The organism is Paenibacillus marchantiophytorum (assembly GCF_014640555.1).
GTDB classification, from domain to species: Bacteria; Bacillota; Bacilli; order Paenibacillales; family NBRC-103111; genus Paenibacillus_E; species Paenibacillus_E marchantiophytorum.
The window spans coordinates 19,425-43,173 of sequence record NZ_BMHE01000014.1 but is presented as its reverse complement, the minus strand read 5'-3'; the positions used below and the strand labels follow the sequence as shown (position 1 = coordinate 43,173).

Genomic DNA, 23,749 nt, shown 5'->3' with positions numbered 1-23,749 from the left:
GTCGCGTTGTTTGAATGGCCATTACAAGAAAGAGGTGTTATATCCATGGTAAAGGGAATCAATACGAATCGTAAACAAATAAAGAGGCTATTGGCTTTTTGTATGCTATTTGCTGTTCTAGTATTGCCAAAGCAGTCATATGCCGCTGATGTCGCCTTTTACGAGCCGTTAAACGCAGTAAATAACAATTCGTTCTATGTTTCCGATGGTTGGGGAAACGGAAGTGATTTTGGTGTCGGCTGGAAAGCATCCAATGTCGAGTTCAATAACGGCATCATGGCGCTTCGTCTAGACGATGTAGGTTGTCCTGGCGGTTGTTCCGGCAAAAGCTTTGCCTCCGGCGAATATGCGACGAAAGCAAAATACGGATACGGGCGGGTTGAAGGACGAATCAAAGTGGCAAAAGGGTCTGGGCTAGTTACATCCTTATTCACTTACTCCGGCGAGACAGCTGGAACAGCAAACGACGAAATTGATATTGAAATTCTAGGCAAAGATACGACGAAGCTGGAGGCAAACTATTTCACAAATGGTGTAGGCGATCACAGTACGATCATTAATCTGGGGTTTGATGCTTCACAAGGATTTCATGATTATGCTTTCGAATGGTCGCCAACCTATATCAAATGGTTTGTAGACGGTAACCTCGTTCATACCGAAACCGGTTCGAGGGGACCGTTGCCGACGCATCCAGGGGAAATAGAGGTTAATTTGTGGTCAGGTGCAGGAAATGTTTGGACCGGTCCGTTCACATACCCGGGGACGCCGATCAGAGCCTATTACGACTGGATCAAATATACCCCGGCGAGCGATCTTCCGACAGACGATGGAACGGGATTGACTGCAAAATATTACGATAACATGAATTTTACGTCGCTGAAAGCAACCCGCACGGATGCAACCGTTAATTTTGATTGGGGAATGGGCTCTCCGATGCCATCAATGGGAATGGATGAGTTTTCGGTCCGCTGGACCGGAAAAGTTAAACCTCAGTATACAGGCGCTTATACTTTCTATACGAGTTCTGACGACGGCGCGAGGTTATGGGTTAACAATCAGTTGATCATCGACAAGTGGATCGATCAGGCGGAAACAGAATGGTCGGGGACGATCAACCTGACAGCCGGCCAAAAGTACGACATCAAGCTCGAGTATTATGATAATAATGAGGATGCCATTGCCAAATTATATTGGTCGAGCGCTTCTCAGCCGAAGCAAATCGTTCCTCAAAACCGGTTGTATCCGAACTAGTTTGATATGGAACATAGAAAAACCGTTTGGTGAGGTCATGCCAAACGGTTTTTCTATGGGTACCGAATAAGCAGATGATAGGGAATAACGGATATTGGAAAGTTGGCTTGCGATTACATCTAGTACAGCAGTATCTATTACCATGTTCGATCTCGTGCTGTAATGTGTGTGAGTTTTCTGTGGCTGAGTGTACACTTTTTAGTATGGCGGTATTTGTACCTGTGCTCTATAATGCAGTTGTTTCCTATCACCAAGAGCTTCTTTTCCCCCAGAAAAGGAAACTCGGTGGGGGACCGCTATAAACGCCGTAAATAAGACAGAGGTAGTTTGAGGGGGAATTTTATGTAGGAGAGTGGGATTTTCACCCAAAATGGGATACTAGTTAAAGATGATTAATTGGCCTCACTAAGCTACAAATTAATATTTGCAGCTAGTATGGTATTGCATTCAGAGTTGAGATCATTATTTACTACATTACCAGGTTGTAATCAATGATCGAAAGGCATATTTGTTGGGGTATATATAGTTACTCAACTTTCGCTATTTGCCCTGGTCGTAATGTAGTGCCGATCGGCAATATCTCTTTTGCCGAAATGAAGGTGCACGTCATGAATGTTGTGAAAATCTGCGGAAGCGACATTGGAGAATGCATGCTGAAAAAAATGGGATGAAAGACATTTGTTGATCACCTTCGAGTTTTTTGACTAATCGAACGATATGACATGGATATGTTGGCCAATACAGTGGCCCTCTGTTTTCATCAAGATGTCTTCTGCAACTGCTTACGACTATGAAATTAATTGTTGACGCTTTCATAAAATTTGACTAAGATATAATTAAGTCGGTGACCTTATAAATTGCAAGAAAGGGGCGATGATTAAATGCGGATGTCGATTTGATTGGTTTGTCGGCTAAATTTGTTGTTGGATTCCAAATGACCGTCTATTTAATAAGCTCTATGCACGAATTAAATAATTTTTAAGTAGTTTTGGACATTTATAAAACAAAGGTAAGGTGTCTATATGTTCACAATAATAATGAGAACGTTATTATGCCTTTCGTTGCTCATTTACAGGAATTTTGTCGGCAGCAGTCAGACATCAAGTGAATGCGGCAGCATCTAACTTGGTTATCAATCCGGGTTTTGAGCATGATTTGAATGGTTGGGAAAACTGGTGAGGTGTTAGCGCTGCCACTACTCTGGTAGCGAGTGGAAACAAGGCTGCGCGAATGGGAACGGGTGAAAGTGGAGCCGGACAGATAATATCGGGAATAATAGCCGGAGCAGATTATACGCTGAAGGGCAGTGGACGAGTAAGAGCAGGCGGCGAACAGACTATCATAGGTGTCGATTGTATGGATAGCAGTGGGACTAAACTAAGCGGAGGAAAGTTTGAACTCATTTTCGATAACAACGACGTACACTCAGAAGACGCGCAGCTTCACGACAGTCGCCGGAACTACCGTTGCGATTATGGATTATCGTGATTACGCGGAAGGGGCTGACGGTATTATCGCGAATGCCCAATATGAAATCAACTACGCTACATCCGTTGGAAAAAAAGTGATCATCGGCGTTGAAACGTATGATGTTCCAGGCAGCCCTGGCTTTGTGACCTTCTATCAAGAAGGGGAAAACTATATGAACCAGGAACTGACGAAAGTTCTATCGTATTATTCCGTTCCACTGGATACACAGGTTATGCCATTCATCATTATACATCTTATCGATCCATGACATGGAGACCTAGATCGTAAATAATTGCATCTAGTAGACAATAGAGGAGGAAGTTAAATGGTTTATCAAGCAAGGGCTGATCGTTACGATACGATGAAGTATAACCGCTGCGGGCGTTCGGGGCTGAAACTTCCGGCGATTTCGCTAGGAATGTGGCACAACTTTGGCGGCAGAGACATTTATGAAAATGCGCGGGCGATGATATTACGCAGTTTCGACTTAGGAATCACGCATTATGATTTGGCGAACGGTTACGGATCACCATCGTATTCGGCAGAACAACTGCTCGGTCAGGTGCTGATATCCGATCTGGCTGCCTATCGGGATGAGATCGTCATTTCGACAAAATCTGGATACGACGCGTGGTTAGGGCCTTACGGGGAATGGGGCTCGAAAAAATATATCGTCAGCAGCTTGGATAGAAGCTTGAAGCGCATGGGCTTGGATTATGTCGATATTTACTATTCACATCGACCTGATCCTGAAACGCCATTCGAAGAAACGATGGGCGCGCTCGATATGCTTGTTCGACAAGGCAAAGCATTATATATCGGGATTTCCAATTATGATGCGGAACAAACGGCGGAAGCGATCCGTATTCTGAAAGCTCTCGGTACGCCGCTGCTCATTCATCAGCCTGTTTATTCGATGTTCGAACGATGGATCGAAAATGGTTTGCAAGATGTGCTTGAAATCGGTGGCTCAGGAACGATTGCTTTTTGTCCGCTCGCGCAAGGGCTGTTGACGAATCGGTATTTAGATGGCATTCCTGCCGATTCGCGAGCGGCGAAGCCGGTCGCTCATCTAAGAGAGCACCATGTAACGGATGAGAAGCTGGAGATCATTCGCCAACTGAGCGAAGTGGCTAAGGAACGTGGCCAAAGCTTAGCGCAGATGGCAATTGCCTGGGTATTGCGTGGAGGTAAAGTGACATCTGCTTTAATTGGCGCGAGTCGAGTTGAGCAAATCGAGGAAAATGCCAAGGCACTTGACAATATGGTGTTCTCTCTGGAAGAGCTACAAACGATCGATAACATCTTGGCGAAGTAGCCAGCTTTTTATGAATAAGAGCCTTTAACGATGGATGGCAAATTGGCTCCTTACGCGCTAAAGGCGCTTATGTCTTTACGTTACAAGCGTTTCACTAATCGACTTTAACTTATATGGAGGTCCCAATGGGTAAAATACTGAATTCTAAAATTTCGGTTCTTTTAGTATGCACCTTACTTATATCAACATTACAATTATTTGCAGTAATACAAATACCACAGGCAAAAGCCGCGGACAGTGTAAACAAGCTTGTAAATGGCGGGTTTGAATCCGGTAATAGCGCATGGGAGCTTGACGGTACGGTAATTAATGCAACTTACGCTCACACCGGCAGCAATTCACTTCGATTAGGGAGTGGCGAAACAGGCGTTTACCAAGTGGTTAATGAACCGGAAGGTAGTAAATTGCGTGTATCTGGCTGGGGGAAAGCTGACTCTGGCGAAACTGTACTTCTTGGCGTCAATTGCCTGGATAACGATGGCAGGAGTATAGAGGGGGGGAAATTTGAAATTGGTTTTTCCAACGCTGATTTCAAACAAAAAGAAATTGTTTTCACAACGGTTCCGGGTACGAAAAAAATAAGAGTTTACGGGTATAAGCTGGAAAATGTGCGAGGCTATGCTTATCTGGATGACATTACGCTGACGGCCGAACAAACGCAACAACCTGAGCCAACGACGCAGCCCATCAAGCCAAACGTCAACGTGATTGAAAATGCAGGATTTGAGGAAAACAGCCAGAACTGGAGCTTTGACGGCGCTATGATCGACATGGGAAATAAACGTTCCGGCACGAATGCGGCCAAGATAGGTCCTGGAGAGGGCGGCGCGTACTATAAAGAAATAACAGTGTCAGATAACGTGTATACCATCACGATTGCCGGCTGGGGCAAAGTTTCGAAAGAAGGGGAGAAAGGATTCTTTGGCGTCGATCTCAAGAACGATAAAGGACGCATAGGCAAATATCAAATCGAGTTTACGAACGTAGACGGTTTCGAGTACAAGTCTTTAAAATTTAATATCGTACCCGGCACGACAAAAATGACGATTTACCTCTACAAAATGCCTGAAGTTGGCGGTTTTGCCTACTTTGACGACTTAAGTTTGATTGCCGACAAAGAGGTAGCCGATCCTCCATCCACATTGCGTGAAAAGGTAATTACGAATAGCGTACCGAGTGGGTATAGTTGCACGAACTCGGAAGTCCCAGATGAATATTTTATGACGAAAAATAACAAGGATTACTACTATCGAACTTACAAATGCGTATTACCTGTGAAGCCAATGCCTTCGAGCGCTCTAGGCTCGTATAAGGCAGTTGACGCGCTTGTATCGAACGATAACCACATCCAGTTGTACAAAAGGAGCTACAAGCTGTTGACAGTAGGCATGTGGGTATGGAACTTCGATGTTGTACTTGATCCGGCGGCAAGGGAACAACTGCTTCAATTTAGCGTTGCCAAAGGAATTAACCGATTATATTTGAATACGGGTTCGTATACGCCAGGTAGCGACAAATCTGCTCTGAGTGAACAAGCTGCTCTGTATCGGAAATTTAACAAAATGGCGCACCAACTGGGGATTGCAGTCGAAGCGCTGGATGGCCAAAGCGACTGGGTAAGAGAAAGCAATCACTCGATACCACTTGGGCGAATTAGTGAAGTGATCGCATTTAATGCTTCCGCGAGCGATCCGCAGGAGAAATTTGATGGTGTGCATCATGATAATGAACCGTACACGTTGGCAGATTGGGAAACCAATAAAGGGGTTTTAGCAAAAAACTACTTACAGTTGGTTGAAGCTTCGATGAGCTTATTGCAAGGAAAGGGCCTTACTTTTGCGGTGGACATCCCTTTTTGGTACGATGAAACGCCTATAAACGTCACTTACCATGGGGAAACGAAACCGTTTAACCGCCATATTACCGATATCGTGGATTATATTGGCGTTATGGATTACCGCGATTTCGCGAATGGGGTTGATGGCATCATTTCTCACGGATTTGGCGAAGTGGAGTATGCGGCCAAAGTAGGCAAAGAAGCTGTGATTGGCGTGGAAACGATTAATTTCGACGACGCAACCAATCCTGGGAAAATTACGTTTTGGCAGGAAGGCGAAACCTATATGAATGAGCAAGTTGCGCTTGTAGACAATTACTTCTCAAATTCGTTTGCAAATTATGACTATAAGGCTGGTCCTGGATATAAGGGACATGCGATCCACCATTATCTTTCCTATAAAGAATTAAAGAAGTAAACGAAATAAAACAAGGAAGAAGGAACTGCAATGAAACGGACATCCTCCATTTTGACTCGTATGCTCGTATGTTGCATACTCATATTTTCAGCGTTAGGGGTACCTTTGGCCGAAGCGGATGAGCTTCATGCGACCAATGAGAGTATATCGTTTGTTTATAACCCTTCAAACGGTATGTTGACCGGATACGTGCTTAGTAAAAATCCAGATGAAATTTCTGTATATGCAAACTATGGAACCGGAGACAGCGCTAGGACAGATGTATTCAAACAATCCGACTATATCGAAGTTTTCGGCTATGCGAACCAGAATCAGAAATATTTTAAAGCTGGATTTTCGATCCGCACAGCAGAGCAGCCTACTAAAATGACTGTGAAAAAAGATGGCGAAAACCATGAAATGATGCCTGTTCTTAAAAATGGATACAGTTTCTATAAATATGCACAAGATATTCAACTGGCTGCATTTCGGATCGAAGCTTCGCAATATGTGTCGGCCTATTCGAGCGATCAGTTTATACCTGGGTCAAGTAGACTGTTCAGTTTCGTTCCGGAGGCTGCCGGAATCGATGGACTGCATGTGCAATTCCTGCAAAAACAAACGGTACGGGCTGCTGTATATATGAGCAACCTTGCGGTTACGGATTTTGAATTGATGGATGCGTCAGGTTCCGGAACGATTGGTATTCGATCAGTGAGCAGCGCGCAACAAATCAATGTGGCAAGTGGTGGTTATGAAGATCTTGCAGGTTCTTTGCAACTGCAATTGGCTGAACCTCTCAAACAAGGTCATCGCTATGAATTGCGGATGACTTCGACTGCTGTGGGGAATGAAATCAAATTGCCTACGGCTGGCAATGGTTATAACGCAGCAATTCTTCTAGGTAAGTGGTACTCTTACAACGATCAATTAGCTGGCGGAACGGAGTTTCATTCCATTGCCGTCAGCAACGCAGCTTATTTTGACAATTTGACGTTACAGGCTGTCACTGCGCCTACTCAACAGGATGCGCAACAGTCGAGCACCGCCGGTGGAGAAACCGGCAAATTAATGGTGGACAGCATGCAATTCATAAGCGATCTTCAGCGGTTAAAAACGAGTGGTAGCAATCTATTGCCGTTAAAAGTAAGCAGCAAGGACGGAAAAGCGACTGTCGTCATTCCGGCAGATGCGCTTCGTGAAGGTCAGAAAGTGTTACCGGTAGCTGTACTTGACATCCAATCGGATATGGGCAGTTACCAGCTCCCTCTACGTGTTATAGACCTTGAAAAGCTGCATAAACAATTGGGTAGCGATGTAAGTAAAATGCTGGTTTCGGTCAAGTTTGCCTCGGTGATAGGAAACGAAGCCGCGTTGTTCCATAAAAAAATTAATGAACTGGGCGCAGAATCGATCGGAGAGATTATCGCTTACAGCGTGACAGTCGAAGCGAATGGGCAACTAATTCCCCTTTCGGATTTTCAGGGGAATTATGTGAGCCGTTCCATGAAACTGAATGGCTTTGTTTCGGGAGCGCGGGCGACAGCCGTATTGTTCGATCCGGATACCGGCATAATTTCGTTTGTACCGTCCGTATTTGAGCCGTCCGCAAGTAGTACCGACGTTGTAATGAAGCGCGATGGAAACAGTATCTACAGCGTCGTCCGTTATGACAAAACGTTTGACGACATTCAAGGGAACTCGGCGCAAAACGATATTGAACTGCTAAGCTCTAAATTGATTGTCTTCGGCACTAGCGCGCGCGAATTTATGCCGGAGAAGCAGTTAACGCGCGCAGAATTTACCACAATGCTTGTGAGAGCGATGGGCTGGGCAGGCGAGTCTTCAACCGAACAAGAAACACATTTCGCCGATGTGTCAACAGGGGATTGGTACGCGGAGGCAGTTGCACTTGCAGCTAGGAAAGGATTGATTGGCGGCTATCCAGACGGTACGTTCCATCCGCACGAAATGCTTTCTAAAGAACAAATGGTCGTGATGCTCATACGCGCATGGAAAGCTGCAGGCGGCAAAGCGATTTCGATGGAGGAGAGCGCAAGCGAGATTGCGTACAAATATGCAGATTACAATTCGGTATCGAGTTGGGCAAAACCGTCAATCGCTGCGGCTATAAATGTAAAGCTTATCAGCTCAAGTGATACAATGTTTGATTCGGCTTCCGTGCCAACCCGAGCAGTCGCCGTGACGTATCTGAAGACTTTCTTGCAGCTTGTCGGATTTATCAATTAGTAAAATCGAATGGCCTCGTGCTTTGCCAATCTTCATGGCGGATGTACGGGGCTTGTTTTCTACCATTGCATTTGTCAATGTGAAAGTCTTGTTGATATTATAAAGCAATAGGGGTATTATTAAGGAGTCCTTATTAATTCCGGTGGCTGCAAGAAGCATATCCGTTAATAACAAATTTGAAAGGAATAGTCATAAGATGAAAGTGATAAAAGGCAATTTGCAACTGATGAAAAAAATAAATTGCTCGCTAATCCTCAATATGCTGCTACGTGAAGGAGTCTTGTCCAGAGCGGAGCTCGCCCAACGGTCGAAACTTAGTCCAACGACAGTGTCTTCTTTGGTCGATGAACTGATTCAGAAGGGCCTGATCGATGAAGTTGGCGAGAAATCGTCTCCGGGTGCAGGCCGTAGAGCGATCGCTTTAGAGATTAGCCGAGATAAAGGGTATATCATTTCGATCATGCTTGGAAACAATCGGTTCTGCGGGGCGATTGTGAATTTTAGGAACGAAATCGTTTACGAATTTACACAAGAGGTGTGTAAAGGCAATGACCAAGTGTTGCATTTCATTAAGGAAGCCGTTAATCGGTTGTTGGAATCGAAGGTAGTAAAGGATGCTCAGCATGTGAAAGGGATTGCGGTGTCTACCCCCGGTATTATCGATGAACTTGGGGAGACGATTATCAAGTCAACATGGCTAAGAATCAGCGATTTGGATGTTAGAAAAATGCTCAGACGAGAGTTCGATTATCCAGTCCTCGTAGTTAACGATATGAAGGCGGCGGCTTTCGCCGAATACTATTGTGGCAGTAAAAGATCAGATAACTTAGTGTTCCTTTCTTTAGACGCCGGCATCGGGATGGGGCTGATTATCGACGGTAAAGTGTACAATGGCTATAAGGGCTCGGCGGGTGAAATTGGACACATTTTTGTTGAGCCTGATGGACTGCTTTGCGAATGTGGACAGATCGGCTGCATCGAAACGATTTTAACGGAGACCTCAATTTTGATGAAAGCGCAGAACGTAGCGCGCAAGAATAACGCCGAAAGGATCCCTCAATCGTTTGATGAACTGCTCAAGATGTATGAAGATGGAGAAACTTTCGCTGAAGAAGTGATCGACCGGACATGCTTTCTATTTGTTCATACGCTGTTGTCAGTCGTCGTCGGTTTCATCAGCCCCGAAGTGGTCGTCCTTTATGGTTGGATGAATCGTTCCGAGAAGTTTATGAAAGATTTAAAGAAGAGGCTATTACAATTTCCGTTTCCAGTACCCTTTGACGAAAGCAGAATCTTTTATGCCACTTATGGGGAGAAAAATTTCATTATTGGCGCGTCAACGATGATGCTGCATAAAGTTTTTGAGGATTATATTTAATCATTGCAGATAAGGTGCTATTCCATGTTGGAATGGCATTTTTTTGTTGACAACCTAATAGCAGACAAGTATATAATTATATTAATCCGTACACTGAACTAATGTTTTAGCGTGAGGAAGCTTAAAGAAAGAAGGCGGAACAAGATGACAGTTTTATCGTTAGAAGAAAAAGTAGGACTTATGTGTATCGTTGGTACATCCTTGCCAGAAGCGGACTCCGAATTGATAGAGAGGTTCACGAAATTCACTTACGGGGGAATGGGGGTATTCCCACACAACATCTTCGGCGAAGCGCAAATGAAGAGGTTAATGGAGGATTTGAAGCAGTTTGCCAAATCGCGTCCTAAGTCTGAAGCGCCATTTATGATTTCGATCGATGAAGAAGGCGGTTCTCTTTCCAATTTTTCCGAGTTCTTTCCGACTATTCCGGGAAATCGTGCAATCGGTTTGGCGAATGACCCCCATTTGGCGTATTTGTCAGGGAGACTCGTAGGAAGTCAGCTCCATGAACTTGGGTTTATGCTTAATTGGGCGCCGGTGCTCGATGTGAATTCAAACCCGCTCAATCCCGTCATTGGCGTTCGGTCTTTCGGCGAAGACCCTGTGCAAGTCGCTCGGTACGGGGTTGCTTTCGTGCAAGGGATGAAAGAGTCCGGCGTGATGGCAACGGTGAAACACTTCCCTGGCCATGGGGATGTCGCTACGGACTCGCATGTTGCACTGCCGATATGCGACTTGACGATCAAGCAGTTGGTTGATTGCAGTTTACACCCGTTTCAGGCGGTGATTGAAGCCGGAGTCGGTGCGGTGATGGTCGCTCACATCCTTTTTCCGAACATTCCGGAGTCGAATGGATTGCCTTCTTCGTTATCTACTTTTTTTATTGAAGAGTTATTAAGAGGAAAACTTGGTTATGACGGTCTCGTCTGCACGGACGACATTGAAATGCATGCGATTAAGCATAATTTTGAGCCTGAAGATGTTGGGGTGTTAGCCGTGCTGGCCGGAAATGATCAAATTCTGATGTGCCATACGCCTGATTTCCAACAGCGCGTATATCAAGGCATTTTGCATGCCGTACGAACAGGGGTTATTACTGAGCATCGGATTGATGTATCTGTACGTCGGATTTTATTCTTTCAGGAACGAATGAAGCAGTGCCGCGAGCAGGCGAATGTCATTCCAAGAGCGGAGTGGGAATCGATAGCGGCACATATAGCAGGAGCCTCCATTGTGGTTCATCGCGACCCGTCGCGGCAATTGCCGCTAAGCAAGCAAGCATATGTTATGGTCGTACCGAGAATGCAACGACTTACAAAGGCGGACACTACCTTTGACAAACCGTTTATGCTAGAATCGTATTTGCTGGCAAAAGGCGTTCAACTGGAAACGATCTACACGTCGATGGATCCGACCGAAGATGAGCGTATGGAAGTTGAACAGAAAATAAGAAATGCAGATGCAGTTATCCAGGTGACGAGAAACGCGCATATGTTTCAAGGTCAGCTGGCTGTAGCGCGGCATTGCGCCGACTCAAAGCCGCACATTTGTGTAGTGCTGCGTAATCCCTATGATGCTGAATATTTGCCGGATCAAAGCACGGTTGTGCTCATTTGCTCCTCCAGCAATGAGAGCATGCAAGCTTTTGCCCATACATGTACAAAGAACAAAAATTATTAATAAGGACACTGTTCAAATCAAAATAAAACTGGTATGATAGAAATTATAAAGCTGATAGAATAGATAGGGGGTTGAGCTGGTGATTACGACGAAGGTAACGAGAAAAAAGTCGGGTATCATCGAGTGGAAGAGTGATCTGGTCAAAAACAAATGGCTGTACATCTTGTTCTTGCCGGCACTTGTCTGGTACATCTTGTTCGCGTACTGGCCCATGTTCGGATTAGTCGTTGCTTTTGAGAAATACAATGTGGTCAAAGGGATTATGGGCAGCAAGTGGGTAGGCTTGCAAAATTTTAAAGATATTTTTTCAGACATTTACTTTACGCAACTTTTGAAGAACACCTTTCTACTTAGCTTGAACAGTTTGATTTTCGGATTCCCTATCCCGATCGTTTTGGCGCTTTGTTTCAATGAAGTCAGACATATGATGTTCAAGAAAGTGGCGCAAACGATCAGTTACTTGCCCTACTTCATCTCGACCGTCATTGTGTGTGGACTAGCAATTACGTTTCTTTCTCCGAGTACAGGAATCGTCAATGCGATAATTGGTAAATTTGGTTTTGAAAGCACTTACTTCCTACAAGAACCGAAATATTTCCGAACGATTTATGTCATTGTTGGGGTATGGCAAACGATGGGGTTCTCCGCTATCCTCTATATTGCCGCTTTAGCCGGGATTAGTCCTGAGTTATACGAAGCCGCCAAAATAGACGGCGCAAACCGCTGGAAACAGCTCTGTTATATTACGTTTCCAAGTTTAATTCCGACGATCACGATTATGCTCATTTTAAGTTTAGGAAATATGTTGAATGCGGATTTCGAAAAAATAATACTGCTTTACAATCCGACTATTTACGAAACGGCAGATGTTCTGAACACATATGTGTATCGGAAAGGGTTGTTGGACGCCAATTACAGCTATGCAACTGCAATCGGTCTTTTTCAAGGTGTAGTAGGTTTCGTGCTCGTATTGGGCGCCAATTGGTTAAGTAAAAAAGCGAATGGTACGTCGCTTTGGTAGCACGGGAGGGAGTTAGGCATGAATAGTAAGGTTGATATTAGCGATCGATTTTTTTCGTTAGCCATTTACGCGTGCATCGTATTGATCTGCATCGTAACGCTGTATCCGTTTGTTTATGTGATTAGCTTGTCGATCAGTAATATTGGCAGCGTAATGCGCAACGAAGTGCTGTTATTTCCGAAAGGGCTGAACTTGGCTGCTTACAAAACGGTCTTAACGTACAAAGGCATATTTATCGCTTACGGTAACACGCTGTTCTACACGGTAGGCGGGACGCTGTTGAGTTTATTATTAACAACAACGGCGGCTTATCCGCTCACGAGGAAGGATTGGAAGTTTCGCGGAATCGCTACCGCCTTCTTGGCAGTAACCCTTTGGTTTGGCGGTGGGATGATCCCATTTTATCTAGTCATGAAAAATTTGCACTTGCTCGATTCAAGAATAGGAATCTTGCTATATGCGGCGGTGTCGACGTTTTATATTATTATCGTCCGAACTTACTTTGATAGCATCCCGAATGAGCTCGTTGAATCTGCTAAAATTGATGGCGCTAATGATCTGCGTATTTTTGCCGGTATTATTTTACCGCTGTCGAAGCCGGTTTTAGCCGCAATCGGGCTATACTATGCGATCAGTAAGTGGAACTCTTTCTTTTGGGAGATGATTTTGCTTAATCGTGATTCGCTCTTGCCGGTACAAGCACTCTTGGTACGCATCATTCGTGACAGTTCATTCGATAAAGAAATGCAACTTGCAATTACGAGCGATACGGGGGTTCTGCCGATAACGATCCAATATGCAGCAATTGTGATCACATCCGCTCCAATTATTTTAATCTATCCTTTTCTGCAAAAGCATTTTGTGAAGGGGGTGATGATTGGCGCCATAAAAAGTTAACGGAAACTGCTAGAAGAAGGATAGTAAAAAAAGGGAGGATTTACGTATGAAGAAAATGAAAAAGTGGTTCACATGCGGCGTTTTGATTACGATTACAGCAACATCCATGCTCGGATGCAGCAGCAACAATGCTATAACGGAAACGAAAGCGCCAGTAGCAACGGCTGCGACAAAGCAGAAACCGACTAAACTGAGTGTTTTTATCGCCAGTCGCGCGTCGGATGCATTGTACACTAACGAAACGTTAGTATGGAAGGAGCTTGGCAAACGTTTAAACATCGAATTTGAATTCACGACAGGCGATCAGAAAACGATGAAAGACAAGCTGCCAGTCATGATCGCTTCGGGTGAATATCCGGATATTGTATCCGCGAAAGTTCTCGACTTCAATAAATACGGCCAGTCGGGAGCATTCATACCGTTAAACGAACTTATCACGAAATCGGCGCCTAATATTAAAAAGTATCTTCTCGATAACCCCGAAGCCAAGTCGCAGACGATAGCATTCGACGGCAATCTTTATGGGGTTCCGATGTTATCTGCCGTTCGTACTTCGGAAGGACCGCTCGTTCGTAAAGATTGGCTTGACCGGCTTGGATTGCCGATGCCCGAAACGATCGATGATTGGTACAACATGTTGAAAGCGTTTAAAGAGAAAGATGCCAACGGCAACGGAAGCTCAAATGATGAAATTCCATATTCGTCGGTAGGGTCTGCTGATGATACATATTACTTGGATTTTGCGGATGCTTGGGGGATCGACCTGAATGTCGACAACCGCTGGCTTGCGGAGAACGGGAAGTTGATCTATACACCGATCGATCAACGTGCGAAAGCATATTTAACTACAATGAACAAGTGGTATAGCGAAGGACTTATTGATAAAGAACTTTTATCGAGAAAGGAGCCAGATTATAAAGCAGCTATTTTTAATGATAAAGTAGGGGCGACAACTCATTGGGTCGGTTTCGTAGCCGGGTTTAACGAATTGCCGGAAGCGAAAAAGATACCTGGATTCCACTTTGAAGTGGCGAAGCCTCCTGTACTAAATAAGGGTGACAAAGCGTTAACCAGCCGCCAGCAGCTCATTACAGTTCCGTGGGCTTGGGGAGTCAGTAAGAACAACAAAAATGTGGAAACGACAATGAAACTATTTGATTATGTATACAGCGATGAAGGTCAAATGTTATTAAACTTCGGCGTCGAAGGGGATACATTCACGAAAGGTGCTGACGGTACACTAAGATATACAGATAAAATCACGAAAAATGCAGATGGTTCGGGGAAAGCGCTGAATCGCATCGGCGCACAAGCACTGATCGGGTTCCGTCAGGATGAGCGGTATGAGAAGGCAAATTGCGGAAGTGCGGATAGTTGCAGACAACTGTTCAGCTACGTAGAAAATAAGCAGTTCCGCGATCCTTCGCCGACTTTGAAGTATTCAGATGCAGACTTTGAAGAATATAACAAGATTACAACGCAAATCAACACATATGCCGATGAGATGATGAGCAAGTTTATTATCGGTAAAGAACCGCTTAGCAAGTTCGATGACTTTGTAGCGAAAGTAAAATCGATGAACTTTGACAAGCTAGAGAAAATTCAGGATAAGGCGTATGAGAAATATAAAGAGCTGAGCAAGAAGTAACCTTTGACCTTATATTGTGTTGTTAATTTCTGAAGTCCAATTCATATGATAAAGAAAGGGCAGGTCGAATGAAATCATTCGTCTGTCCTTTCTGCAACTAAAACGAGGAAAGGTTGGGAATTGAGGAAAAGCTACTAGAATGGATGTGGAGGATGTTTTGGTGAGCTGCGTCCTGCCAAATGGTAACATCAGTTGGAGCTGTCGTGTGGGCAATCGCTATCACTACTCTATAAACCGATCAAATCAATTAGTTTAGCGATCCACTGATTTGGATTAAATTGTCGCTCTAAGAAAATGCTTATCCAGTCTGCAAAACCAAGCAAAATGATCGTTACAAATAACCCAATTTCTCTTGCGCTTTTTGCTTTTGAACCATCACGGCGATATTGATACCCAATGCTACGATAATGAAAAATACGAACCAGATCACGATGGTGGACCTACCTTTTGTTTTCCCTTGAATTTGTTTCATCCAAGTTAAGAAAAGAAGCAGTGTAGGGAAAATGACACCGTAAAGTAACATTATTCAAAATAATACCCTCTGTTAAATGCTATATTTTCGATCATTTAACCGAAACAATTGGCATAGTCCCATGACAGCGGAGTGATAAGTAATAGACAGCTTAATAAAAATAGAAACCAGTAAAATAAGAGCAATGGTCGATTCAAGATGTTCGAAAAACGTACCAATGTGAATCTCTTGCACAATCACAAACATAGGGTACAGATCATGAGAAGCACGAGGACTCCTAGCACTCCTATCGTAAAAAAAAATTAAACTAAGTGACAATGTAGCAACGACAACTCCCTGTATAAAGCTTACTATCCCTCTGCTTCGGACATATGAAAACAGCATCATAAAACGATAGATTCCATAAAAGGAAAACCGATTAAGGTCCGGTTCTCTTTCATTGTCTTCCATACGTTCATGTAGAAGCGCAATCAGCCCGCCATTTTTTTTCCGGCTACAATGGTAAATATCTAGACGATCGTGAATCCTGGGTATTGGTTAGCTAATTTTATCCAGATAAGAGAAATGATAAAAGCAGCAAATCCTGCTCACAGTGGAACGATTCAGGCGTCTTGTTTTGCCATGGCGATTAGTCCCCCGGGACGAAAAAAAATGATGCCCCGAGCAAATAAGTGAATATCAAGACAAAAAACTGCCAAGAGCTTATTTGACCCCGCTCCATAATTTAATCCCCTTTATACGGATTGATGATTTCGCCAATATCGGTAGTCTTGCTCTTTATTAACAGTTGAAGTTTCGTTTTATTCCAAGCGTCTTTCTGTTCTTGTATCGCTGTCCACTCTTTGCCACGTTTGTACCTGATCTTTTCCTCAAGCCCAAAAAATCTCATTCTTTTCTTATGGCATCTTGATAATCGTCAAAAGGTAAGTGAAAATGTGGAAAATAAAATGATTGACAATAAATACAGAAAACTGTATTATGTAAACGTAAACACATTATTCAAACTTAATTACAATTAATTGAAAGCGTTCTCGAGATACTCTCTGAATCTCTTGAATCAATGAAAAGGAGCGAGACCATGATAGTAAAAAATGAAAACCATTACCCATCTCTGAACACTCTTGTTGGTCCCAATGCATTTGTTACCGGAGCCGCCCGTGGTACAGGCAGAGCTTGCGTAGAGGCGCTGGTTGCTATGGGGGCGAACGTAATGGCTGCGGATATTATGGACATTGACGACATTCCCGGCGCAAGTACGGTGAAGTTGGATGTGGCCGACGAATCGGCCGTTACTGAGGTGATAAAGAAAGGGCTGGGGGGAAAACCGTTCCAAATCATTGTAAACAATGCGGCTTTATACCGTCGAGCTATCTTTGAGGAGCACAGTACCGAGCTTTTGCTTAAAACGTTCGCAGTCAATGTGAGCGGTCCATTCTACATTATGAGGGCGGCGGCTCAAGCCTTGATCGCTGTCAAATTGCCAGGGGCATTTATCAATATGTCGAGTATTGCTGGTACGCATGCCCATAAAAATTGCGCCGGTTATTGTGCATCAAAATCTGCGATTCTAGGATTGACACGTGCTACTGCATTAGACCTCGCTCCATACGACATCACTGTGAATGCGCTTTGTCCGGGAACGGTCCAGACGGAGATGATCAAACAGGTTGCCGAGGGATTAACCGAGGAACTGAACACAGATATCGATGGAGCTTGGGCATATCTGAACAATAAAATACCGCTTGGACGAATGCAGACTCCTGCAGATATTGCTGCTTCTGTTTGCTTTCTGGCTTCCCAAGGTGCAAGAAGCATAACGGGGACACATCTCACGATCGATGGCGGAGAAAAAGCCGGCTAACTTTTTGTAATCGCATACATTTAATAGTTGGAGGGATCCGTTATGGAAGACAAGGGCTTACAGGCTAAACCTGGAGTGGTGTTGCTTGGCACTTTGGACACTAAGGGGGTGGAATACGGATATATAAGGGATCGATTGGAGGAACAAGGAGTCGATACGATTCTGATCGATGCAGGAGTTATAGGCGAACCTCAAATTATTCCGGATATTACCCGGGAAGAGGTGGCTCAAGCCGCAGGAACAGACATTAAAACTTTGGCCGAATCCGGTGATCGGGGGGCTGCAGTTACAACGATGGCTTGCGGGGCAAGCGTTATTACTAAGCGTTTATACGAAGAAGGGCGACTTGACGGAATTTTGGGCCTGGGGGGCTCCGGCGGTTCGGCGCTGGTGACCCAAGCCATGCGTGATCTGCCTATAGGTGTACCAAAACTTATGCTCTCCACAATGGCTTCAGGGGATACGCGTCCTTACGTTGGAGCGGTGGACATAACGATGATGCATTCAGTCGTGGATATCGCCGGGATCAACCAATTATCGGCCCGTATTTTGACGAATGCTGCAGGTGCAATAGCTGGAATGGTGAAGTCTTCGGTTCCGCAATCCACATGTAAAAAGAATCTTATTGGGGCTACGATGTTTGGTGTGACAACGCCCGCAGTTAATGCGGCTCGCGAGCGACTTGAAGAGCTTGGATATGAGGTTATCGTCTTTCACGCAACCGGCACTGGCGGCCAATCGATGGAATCCTTGATCAGAGATGGGTTTATAACGGCATCACTCGATGTTACGACAACAGAGTTGGCAGACGATTTGGTAGGCGGGGTGCTTTCAGCAGGTCCGAATCGTCTCGAAGCGGCAGGCCATTCTGGCGTTCCACAGGTCGTTTCTCTAGGGGCGCTTGATATGGTCAACTTTGGACCCGTGGAGACGGTGCCGCCTCAGTTCAAGGATAGACTCCTTTATCAACACAATGCAACGATCACCTTGATGCGGACAACACCGGAGGAGTGCGCCGAGTTAGGTCGCAGGATCGCAAGAAAGCTCAATGCTGCGAAAGGTCCGGTAAGCCTTTTTATCCCGCTGAAGGGAGTATCGTTGATAGCAACGGAGGGCGGATTGTTTCATGACGCAGAAGCGGATCAGGCACTCATCGGCGGGCTTCGAGAACATGTTGATCCCAAGGTTGTGGAAGTTAGAGAAATCGATACGGATATCAACGACCCGCTTTTTGCCCAGGCAATGGCAGAACGTTTACATGAGCTTTACCAGGATAGGAGGAGAGATGCATGATTTCCAGAAAAGAAGCCCTTTCCCGACTTCGAAGTGAAATTGCAGCAGGACGCCCCATTATCGGCGCCGGCGCTGGTATTGGGCTATCAGCGAAATGTGCGGAGGAAGGCGGCACGGATCTCATTATTATTTATAATTCCGGCCGATACAGGATGGCTGGCCGTGGTTCGCTTGCGGGACTGTTGCCATACGGCGACGCCAACGCAATCGTTGTGGAGATGGCCGGAGAAGTGCTCCCTGTTGTCAAACATACACCGGTTCTGGCAGGAGTGTGTGGAACGGATCCGTTTCGCGTAATGCCTGTATTCTTGAAGCAGCTCAAAGAGATGGGCTTCTCAGGGGTACAGAACTTTCCAACCGTTGGCCTCATGGACGGGGTTTTCCGGGCGAATTTGGAGGAAACCGGTATGGGGTACGATTTGGAGGTCGAAATGATCCGCCAAGCGCATGAACTTGATCTTCTGACAGCCCCTTATGTATTCGACGAAGAGCAGGCTCGCAAGATGGCTGCAGCCGGTGCGGACGTCCTGGTTCCGCATGTCGGCCTGACCACTTCCGGAACGATCGGAGCGAAGACGGCACTTACACTCGACGAAGCGGTAAAGCGTGTGCAGGCGATGTATGACGCTGCGAAATCCGTGAGCTCCGATATCATTGTACTTTGCCACGGCGGTCCCATAGCGTCGCCTGAAGATGCGGCTTATGTACTCGAAAGAACGCACGGAATCGCCGGCTTCTTCGGAGCATCCAGCATGGAACGCCTGCCGACGGAAGTGGCAATGACCGCCAACATGCATAAATTCAAATCCATTAACGGAGGGAGCTCATATGAAAAACATTGATAAAAACACAATTCCGACGCATTCTTTCGACTGGGGTCTCATTAAGTGGTTCGTCAGTCCGGATCGCATTGACGGTGCGAATGTAACATTCGGGGAAGTAGTCCTGTTGCCTAGCAAAGGCCACGATCGCCATAATCATCCGGATTCCGAGGAGATCCTGTATGTTCTTTCAGGAGAGGGAGTACAAACGATCGGTGACGGAGACCCGTTCCCTGTAAAAGCTGGCGATGTTATCTACATCCCCACAGCTGTTTTCCATTCAACTTACAATACGGGTTGGGATGCTATGCGGCTATTGGCATTCTACAACCCGGGAGGCGCCGAGAAAGGCTTAACCGGACTTCCTGATTTCCGAGAGTTGCCTGCCGGCCAGATTCAAAGCTTTACGCGCTCATAATAATCTCTCAAATAAGTAATACTCAAATTAGCACAAAAACAAAATCAGGGGGGAACACTTATGTCAAAAATGGGAATACTAAGATTGCTGCTCACTTTTACGTTAGTTGCTGCTGTAGTAAGCGGCTGCGGAACCAAGAACAATAATGCAACTCCTTCACAAAGCGATAAAGCTGCTTCCGGACAAGGAAAGAAATCATTCAAGGTCGGTTTGGTTACCGGTATCGGAGGAGTACATGACAACTCCTTTAATCAGGCAGGATGGGAAGCATTGCAAAAAGCGCAAACTATCCTCGGGATTGAAGCGAAATACACAGAATCGAAGTCGGAAGCCGATGCACAACCAGACCTGGTCCGTTTTGCCCGAGATAAATACGATTTAATATGGGGAATGGGTTCTACCATGGGTGATTCTTTGACCAATGCAGCAAAGAGTATGCCGGATTCCAAGTTTGCGATAGTGGATTCGGATTTGGGGGGGAATATCCCTGCAAACGTAGCGGCGCTTACTTTTAAAGATGAGGAAGGGTCTTTCTTGATGGGGGTAATTGCCGGCTTGAGTACGAAAAGTAATAAGGTTGGCTTTATCGGAGGCATGAAGTTTCCGGTTATTGAAAAATTTGAATACGGTTTCAGAGCGGGTGTGAAAACGGTGAACCCTCAAGCCGAAGTTGTCGTGAACTATGTAGGGGCATTTAACAGGCCTGACCAAGGGAAAACATTTGCAGCAACCATGTACGACAGCGGTGTGGATATTATTTATCAAGGTGCAGGCGCAACGGGTGAAGGGGTATTTGCTGAAGCCAAAGAGCGTAAAAACGTTTGGGTCATCGGAACGGACAAAGATCAATCCAACCTGGCTCCCGACCAAACGCTCAGCTCCATGATCAGACGCGTTGACGTCGGGGTATTCAACATTACGAAACAGTTGACAGAAGGAGCTTTTCCTGGCGGAAAAGAAAGTCAGCTCGGAGTCAAGGAGGATGGTGTAGGTCTTGCAGCGAGCTCGGATAAGCATGTGCCTAAAGAGATACTTGATAAAGCAGCAAATTACAGACAGCAGATTATTGACGGAAAAATCAAAGTTCCTGGAACGGAAAAAGAATTTAAGTAACGAGTATTTTAAATAAAGAGGAGAGGGGGAATGAGCATGGCGGAAACGGTAGTGGAGATGCGCGGGATAACAAAAAAATTTCCGGGCATTGTTGCCAATGATGACATATCATTCTCAGTTAAAAAAGGCGAGATTCACGCTTTGTTGGGAGAGAACGGCGCTGGAAAATCGACGCTCATGAACATCCTTTTCGGCTTGTATGAACCGGATGAAGGGCAGATTCTGATTCGCGGCAATCGGGTTAAGATGAAAACTCCGAACGATGCCAGCCGGTTAGGGATCGGCATGGTCCATCAGCACTTTATGCTGATCAAACCGTTCACGGTAACGGAAAATATTATATTGGGAAGCGAGCCGTATACGTTTCCAGCCATAAACAAGAAGGAGGCCAAGCAGAAAGTAAATCAGATTTCGCAAAAGTACGGACTTGCCGTGGATCCCAACGCGAAAATTAGTGATATCACTGTAGGCATGGAGCAACGCGTGGAAATATTGAAAACGTTGTATCGGGGGGCGGACATCCTTATTTTTGACGAACCGACTGCCGTCTTGACTCCGCAAGAAATAGAAGAGTTATTAAAAATCATGAAAAATTTGGTTCGTGAAGGAAAAACGATCATTTTAATCACTCATAAATTGAAAGAAATTATGGCAGTTTGCGATCATGTGACGATCATTCGCCGTGGCAAAGTGGTTGGAAGCGTCCACACATCCGAAACGAGCCCGGCGGAGCTCGCTGCGAAGATGGTTGGCAAGGAAGTTTCGTTCGAGGTCCAAAAAAAGGAAGCCCAGCCCGGGCAGGCGGTCCTAGAAGTAACCCAGGCGACCGCTGTTAACGAAAAGAGGATGAAGGTATTAAATGAGATTAATCTTGAGGTGAAATCAGGGGAAATTGTAGGCATTGCCGGGGTTGATGGAAACGGACAGTCCGAACTGATAGAAGCGATTACCGGACTTCGCAAAATAACTTCTGGGCAGATTATACTGAAAGGTAAAGACATTACGAATAAAAGTGCCAGAGCGATTATCGAAACCGGAATGTCCCACATACCAGAAGATCGCCATCGAAGGGGACTTGTTCTCGATTTCTCCATCGGGGAAAATATGGTTTTGGAAACGTATTACAAAGCTCCGTTTTCGAATCATGGAATGGTGAAAGAGAAGGAAGTTTTTCGATATGCGAATCGACTATTTGAAGAATATGACGTTAGAACGCCGAGCGCACATGTGCATGCGCGCTCTCTTTCGGGTGGAAATCAACAAAAGGCGATTATTGCCAGAGAAATAGACAAGCACCCGGATTTGCTCATTGCAGCCCAACCGACCCGCGGGGTGGATGTTGGCGCGATTGAGTTTATTCATAAACGGTTAGTTGAACAAAGAGATAAGGGCACGGCGGTATTGTTGGTCTCATTTGAATTAGACGAAGTCATGCAGCTTTCTGACCGCATTGCGGTCATCTATGAGGGCAAAATCGTAGCGGTCGTCGATGCTAAACATACTTCGGAAAAAGAATTAGGCTATCTCATGGCTGGCGGTAAAATAGATAAAGCAGGTGATTCTCATGCCACCGGATAAAAAAAAATATTCGATACTCATTCCGGCTATTTCCATCACATTTGGCCTAATCTTCGGAGCAATCTTTATGCTATTGGGAGGATATAACCCATTAGAGGGCTATGAAGCGCTGTTCGTCGGTATTTTCGGCTCTATGTACGATTTTGGTGAAACGTTGCGGCAAATTACCCCTCTCATCTTCACAGGTCTTGCAGTCGCATTCGCTTTTCGGACAGGGTTGTTTAATATTGGGGTGGAAGGGCAGTTTATTTGCGGTTCTTTTGCTGCGGTCGTCGTCGGTATTGTTTTTGATTTACCTTGGTATATTCATGTGCCATTGGCTTTTTTGGCCGGTTGTATGGCCGGAGCATTATGGGCTGCAATTCCAGGGTTCTTAAAAGCGAAGTTTCAAGTGCATGAAGTGATCACGACAATGATGTTAAATTATGTTGCGCTAATCGCTGCCAACTATTTCATTCGTACGAAATTTAAAGCGCTTTCGGAAAGAACGGAGCTAATCCATCCATCCGCTTCGCTTAACTTTGAACCGTTGTCGTCGTTATTCGATTCTTCCAGAATCCATCTTGGAATTATTATTGCTCTGTTGTTTGCGTTTATATTTTATTTCGTTTTATGGAAAACGGTGTGTGGGTATGAATTGCGAGCAGTAGGATCGAATCCATTTGCGGCACAATACGCGGGAATGAGCGTTTCGAAAAATATCATATTGTCCATGATGATCAGCGGATTCATCGCAGGAGCTGCGGGTGCGGGGGAGGTTCTTGGGGTTTACGGATATATGTCAATGGGCGCCGCCCTTCCCGGTTATGGGTTTACCGGAATAGCCGTAGCTTTACTTGGGGCCAATTTGCCGCTCGGGATTATTTTTGCTGCCGTTCTGTTCGGCGCATTGCAATACGGATCCCAAAACATGCAGTTGCAAGCGGGAATTCCTACAGAAATCATTTCCATCGTCATTGCTGTCATTATTCTATTTGTAGCTGCCAACGAGGCGATAAAATGGATGATCAACCTTACACGCAGACGTAAAGAGGAGGCAAAATAAT

General features: G+C 45.2%; 19 protein-coding genes. 17 read left to right on the top strand and 2 right to left on the bottom strand.

All coding sequences use genetic code 11. The features are described from left to right. Positions 1-45: 45 nt before the first annotated feature. The 10 genes from bglS (at position 46) to IEY34_RS15255 (ending at position 15,147) form a co-directional block, all read left to right on the top strand. Complete coding sequence (gene bglS, locus IEY34_RS15300) at positions 46-1,251, top strand: beta-glucanase (RefSeq protein WP_189012753.1); 1,206 nt, start codon at positions 46-48, stop codon at positions 1,249-1,251. Between the two features lie 1,393 nt (positions 1,252-2,644). Continuing rightward, complete coding sequence (locus tag IEY34_RS15295) at positions 2,645-2,989, top strand: hypothetical protein (RefSeq protein WP_189012752.1); 345 nt, start codon at positions 2,645-2,647, stop codon at positions 2,987-2,989. Positions 2,990-3,046: 57 nt separating this feature from the next. After that, complete coding sequence (locus IEY34_RS15290) at positions 3,047-4,039, top strand: aldo/keto reductase (protein ID WP_189012751.1); 993 nt, start codon at positions 3,047-3,049, stop codon at positions 4,037-4,039. A gap of 125 nt (positions 4,040-4,164) precedes the next feature. Then, entirely contained in the window at positions 4,165-6,294 is a 2,130-nt protein-coding gene (locus IEY34_RS15285) for a hypothetical protein (RefSeq protein WP_189012750.1), read from the top strand. Positions 6,295-6,324: 30 nt separating this feature from the next. Further along, complete coding sequence (locus tag IEY34_RS15280; protein ID WP_189012749.1) at positions 6,325-8,523, top strand: S-layer homology domain-containing protein; 2,199 nt, start codon at positions 6,325-6,327, stop codon at positions 8,521-8,523. A gap of 196 nt (positions 8,524-8,719) precedes the next feature. Then, positions 8,720-9,901: an ROK family transcriptional regulator gene (locus tag IEY34_RS15275; RefSeq protein WP_189012748.1), complete on the top strand. Its 1,182-nt coding sequence runs from the start codon at positions 8,720-8,722 to the stop codon at positions 9,899-9,901. Positions 9,902-10,045: 144 nt separating this feature from the next. Beyond that, positions 10,046-11,581: a glycoside hydrolase family 3 protein gene (locus tag IEY34_RS15270; protein WP_189012747.1), complete on the top strand. Its 1,536-nt coding sequence runs from the start codon at positions 10,046-10,048 to the stop codon at positions 11,579-11,581. 79 nt (positions 11,582-11,660) lie between these two features. Continuing rightward, positions 11,661-12,602 (top strand): ABC transporter permease, encoded by a 942-nt coding sequence (locus IEY34_RS15265; RefSeq protein ID WP_229757658.1) that lies wholly within the window; start codon positions 11,661-11,663, stop codon positions 12,600-12,602. Between the two features lie 18 nt (positions 12,603-12,620). Continuing rightward, positions 12,621-13,499, top strand: coding sequence for a carbohydrate ABC transporter permease (locus IEY34_RS15260; RefSeq protein WP_189012746.1), 879 nt, complete (start codon positions 12,621-12,623; stop codon positions 13,497-13,499). Between the two features lie 46 nt (positions 13,500-13,545). Beyond that, entirely contained in the window at positions 13,546-15,147 is a 1,602-nt protein-coding gene (locus tag IEY34_RS15255) for an extracellular solute-binding protein (protein ID WP_189012745.1), read from the top strand. A 331-nt stretch (positions 15,148-15,478) separates the two neighbouring features. Here IEY34_RS15255 and IEY34_RS15250 read toward each other — a convergent pair whose 3' ends face one another. Together IEY34_RS15250 and IEY34_RS37870 are read right to left on the bottom strand one after the other, a co-directional pair. Next, positions 15,479-15,670 (bottom strand): hypothetical protein, encoded by a 192-nt coding sequence (locus IEY34_RS15250; protein ID WP_189012744.1) that lies wholly within the window; start codon positions 15,668-15,670, stop codon positions 15,479-15,481. A 21-nt stretch (positions 15,671-15,691) separates the two neighbouring features. Beyond that, positions 15,692-16,003 carry a GerAB/ArcD/ProY family transporter gene (locus IEY34_RS37870; protein WP_373291256.1) on the bottom strand — a complete coding sequence of 104 codons (312 nt, stop codon included), beginning with the start codon at positions 16,001-16,003 and terminating at the stop codon, positions 15,692-15,694. 694 nt (positions 16,004-16,697) lie between these two features. Between IEY34_RS37870 and IEY34_RS15240 the strand changes: the two genes are divergently transcribed. Genes IEY34_RS15240 through IEY34_RS15210 form a run of 7 tightly spaced genes read left to right on the top strand, consistent with a single transcriptional unit; the run spans position 16,698 to position 23,748 of the window. Continuing rightward, a complete protein-coding gene (locus tag IEY34_RS15240; RefSeq protein ID WP_189012742.1) occupies positions 16,698-17,480 on the top strand; it encodes an SDR family NAD(P)-dependent oxidoreductase in 783 nt (260 codons plus the stop codon). Between the two features lie 42 nt (positions 17,481-17,522). Continuing rightward, positions 17,523-18,773, top strand: coding sequence for a Tm-1-like ATP-binding domain-containing protein (locus IEY34_RS15235; RefSeq protein ID WP_189012741.1), 1,251 nt, complete (start codon positions 17,523-17,525; stop codon positions 18,771-18,773). Further along, positions 18,770-19,615, top strand: a complete 846-nt coding sequence (locus IEY34_RS15230; RefSeq protein ID WP_189012740.1) for a phosphoenolpyruvate hydrolase family protein — start codon at positions 18,770-18,772, stop codon at positions 19,613-19,615. The genes IEY34_RS15235 and IEY34_RS15230 overlap by 4 nt, the downstream gene beginning before the upstream one ends. Further along, positions 19,602-20,012, top strand: coding sequence for a cupin domain-containing protein (locus IEY34_RS15225; protein ID WP_189012739.1), 411 nt, complete (start codon positions 19,602-19,604; stop codon positions 20,010-20,012). Before IEY34_RS15230 ends, IEY34_RS15225 begins: the two co-directional genes overlap by 14 nt. Positions 20,013-20,072: 60 nt before the next feature. Then, positions 20,073-21,125 (top strand): BMP family lipoprotein, encoded by a 1,053-nt coding sequence (locus tag IEY34_RS15220; RefSeq protein ID WP_189012738.1) that lies wholly within the window; start codon positions 20,073-20,075, stop codon positions 21,123-21,125. 30 nt (positions 21,126-21,155) lie between these two features. Then, positions 21,156-22,703: an ABC transporter ATP-binding protein gene (locus tag IEY34_RS15215; protein WP_189012737.1), complete on the top strand. Its 1,548-nt coding sequence runs from the start codon at positions 21,156-21,158 to the stop codon at positions 22,701-22,703. Continuing rightward, the gene (locus tag IEY34_RS15210) at positions 22,690-23,748 is read left to right on the top strand and encodes an ABC transporter permease (protein WP_189012736.1); all 1,059 of its coding nucleotides are present in this window, start codon (positions 22,690-22,692) and stop codon (positions 23,746-23,748) included. The genes IEY34_RS15215 and IEY34_RS15210 overlap by 14 nt, the downstream gene beginning before the upstream one ends. The last annotated feature ends 1 nt before the right edge of the window (position 23,749 follow it).

Bases quoted from the DNA above. Each gene is read 5' to 3' on its own strand.
- IEY34_RS15225 (WP_189012739.1), top strand. From the start codon at position 19,602: ATGAAAAACATTGATAAAAACACAATTCCGACGCATTCTTTCGACTGG.
- IEY34_RS15255 (WP_189012745.1), top strand. From the start codon at position 13,546: ATGAAGAAAATGAAAAAGTGGTTCACATGCGGCGTTTTGATTACGATT.
- IEY34_RS15230 (WP_189012740.1), top strand. From the start codon at position 18,770: ATGATTTCCAGAAAAGAAGCCCTTTCCCGACTTCGAAGTGAAATTGCA.
- IEY34_RS15270 (WP_189012747.1), top strand. From the start codon at position 10,046: ATGACAGTTTTATCGTTAGAAGAAAAAGTAGGACTTATGTGTATCGTT.
- bglS (WP_189012753.1), top strand. From the start codon at position 46: ATGGTAAAGGGAATCAATACGAATCGTAAACAAATAAAGAGGCTATTG.
- IEY34_RS15240 (WP_189012742.1), top strand. From the start codon at position 16,698: ATGATAGTAAAAAATGAAAACCATTACCCATCTCTGAACACTCTTGTT.
- IEY34_RS15260 (WP_189012746.1), top strand. From the start codon at position 12,621: ATGAATAGTAAGGTTGATATTAGCGATCGATTTTTTTCGTTAGCCATT.
- IEY34_RS15215 (WP_189012737.1), top strand. From the start codon at position 21,156: ATGAGCATGGCGGAAACGGTAGTGGAGATGCGCGGGATAACAAAAAAA.
- IEY34_RS15250 (WP_189012744.1), bottom strand. From the start codon at position 15,670: ATGTTACTTTACGGTGTCATTTTCCCTACACTGCTTCTTTTCTTAACT.
- IEY34_RS15220 (WP_189012738.1), top strand. From the start codon at position 20,073: ATGTCAAAAATGGGAATACTAAGATTGCTGCTCACTTTTACGTTAGTT.
- IEY34_RS15210 (WP_189012736.1), top strand. From the start codon at position 22,690: ATGCCACCGGATAAAAAAAAATATTCGATACTCATTCCGGCTATTTCC.
- IEY34_RS15280 (WP_189012749.1), top strand. From the start codon at position 6,325: ATGAAACGGACATCCTCCATTTTGACTCGTATGCTCGTATGTTGCATA.
- IEY34_RS15275 (WP_189012748.1), top strand. From the start codon at position 8,720: ATGAAAGTGATAAAAGGCAATTTGCAACTGATGAAAAAAATAAATTGC.
- IEY34_RS15235 (WP_189012741.1), top strand. From the start codon at position 17,523: ATGGAAGACAAGGGCTTACAGGCTAAACCTGGAGTGGTGTTGCTTGGC.
- IEY34_RS37870 (WP_373291256.1), bottom strand. From the start codon at position 16,003: ATGCTGTTTTCATATGTCCGAAGCAGAGGGATAGTAAGCTTTATACAG.
- IEY34_RS15285 (WP_189012750.1), top strand. From the start codon at position 4,165: ATGGGTAAAATACTGAATTCTAAAATTTCGGTTCTTTTAGTATGCACC.
- IEY34_RS15290 (WP_189012751.1), top strand. From the start codon at position 3,047: ATGGTTTATCAAGCAAGGGCTGATCGTTACGATACGATGAAGTATAAC.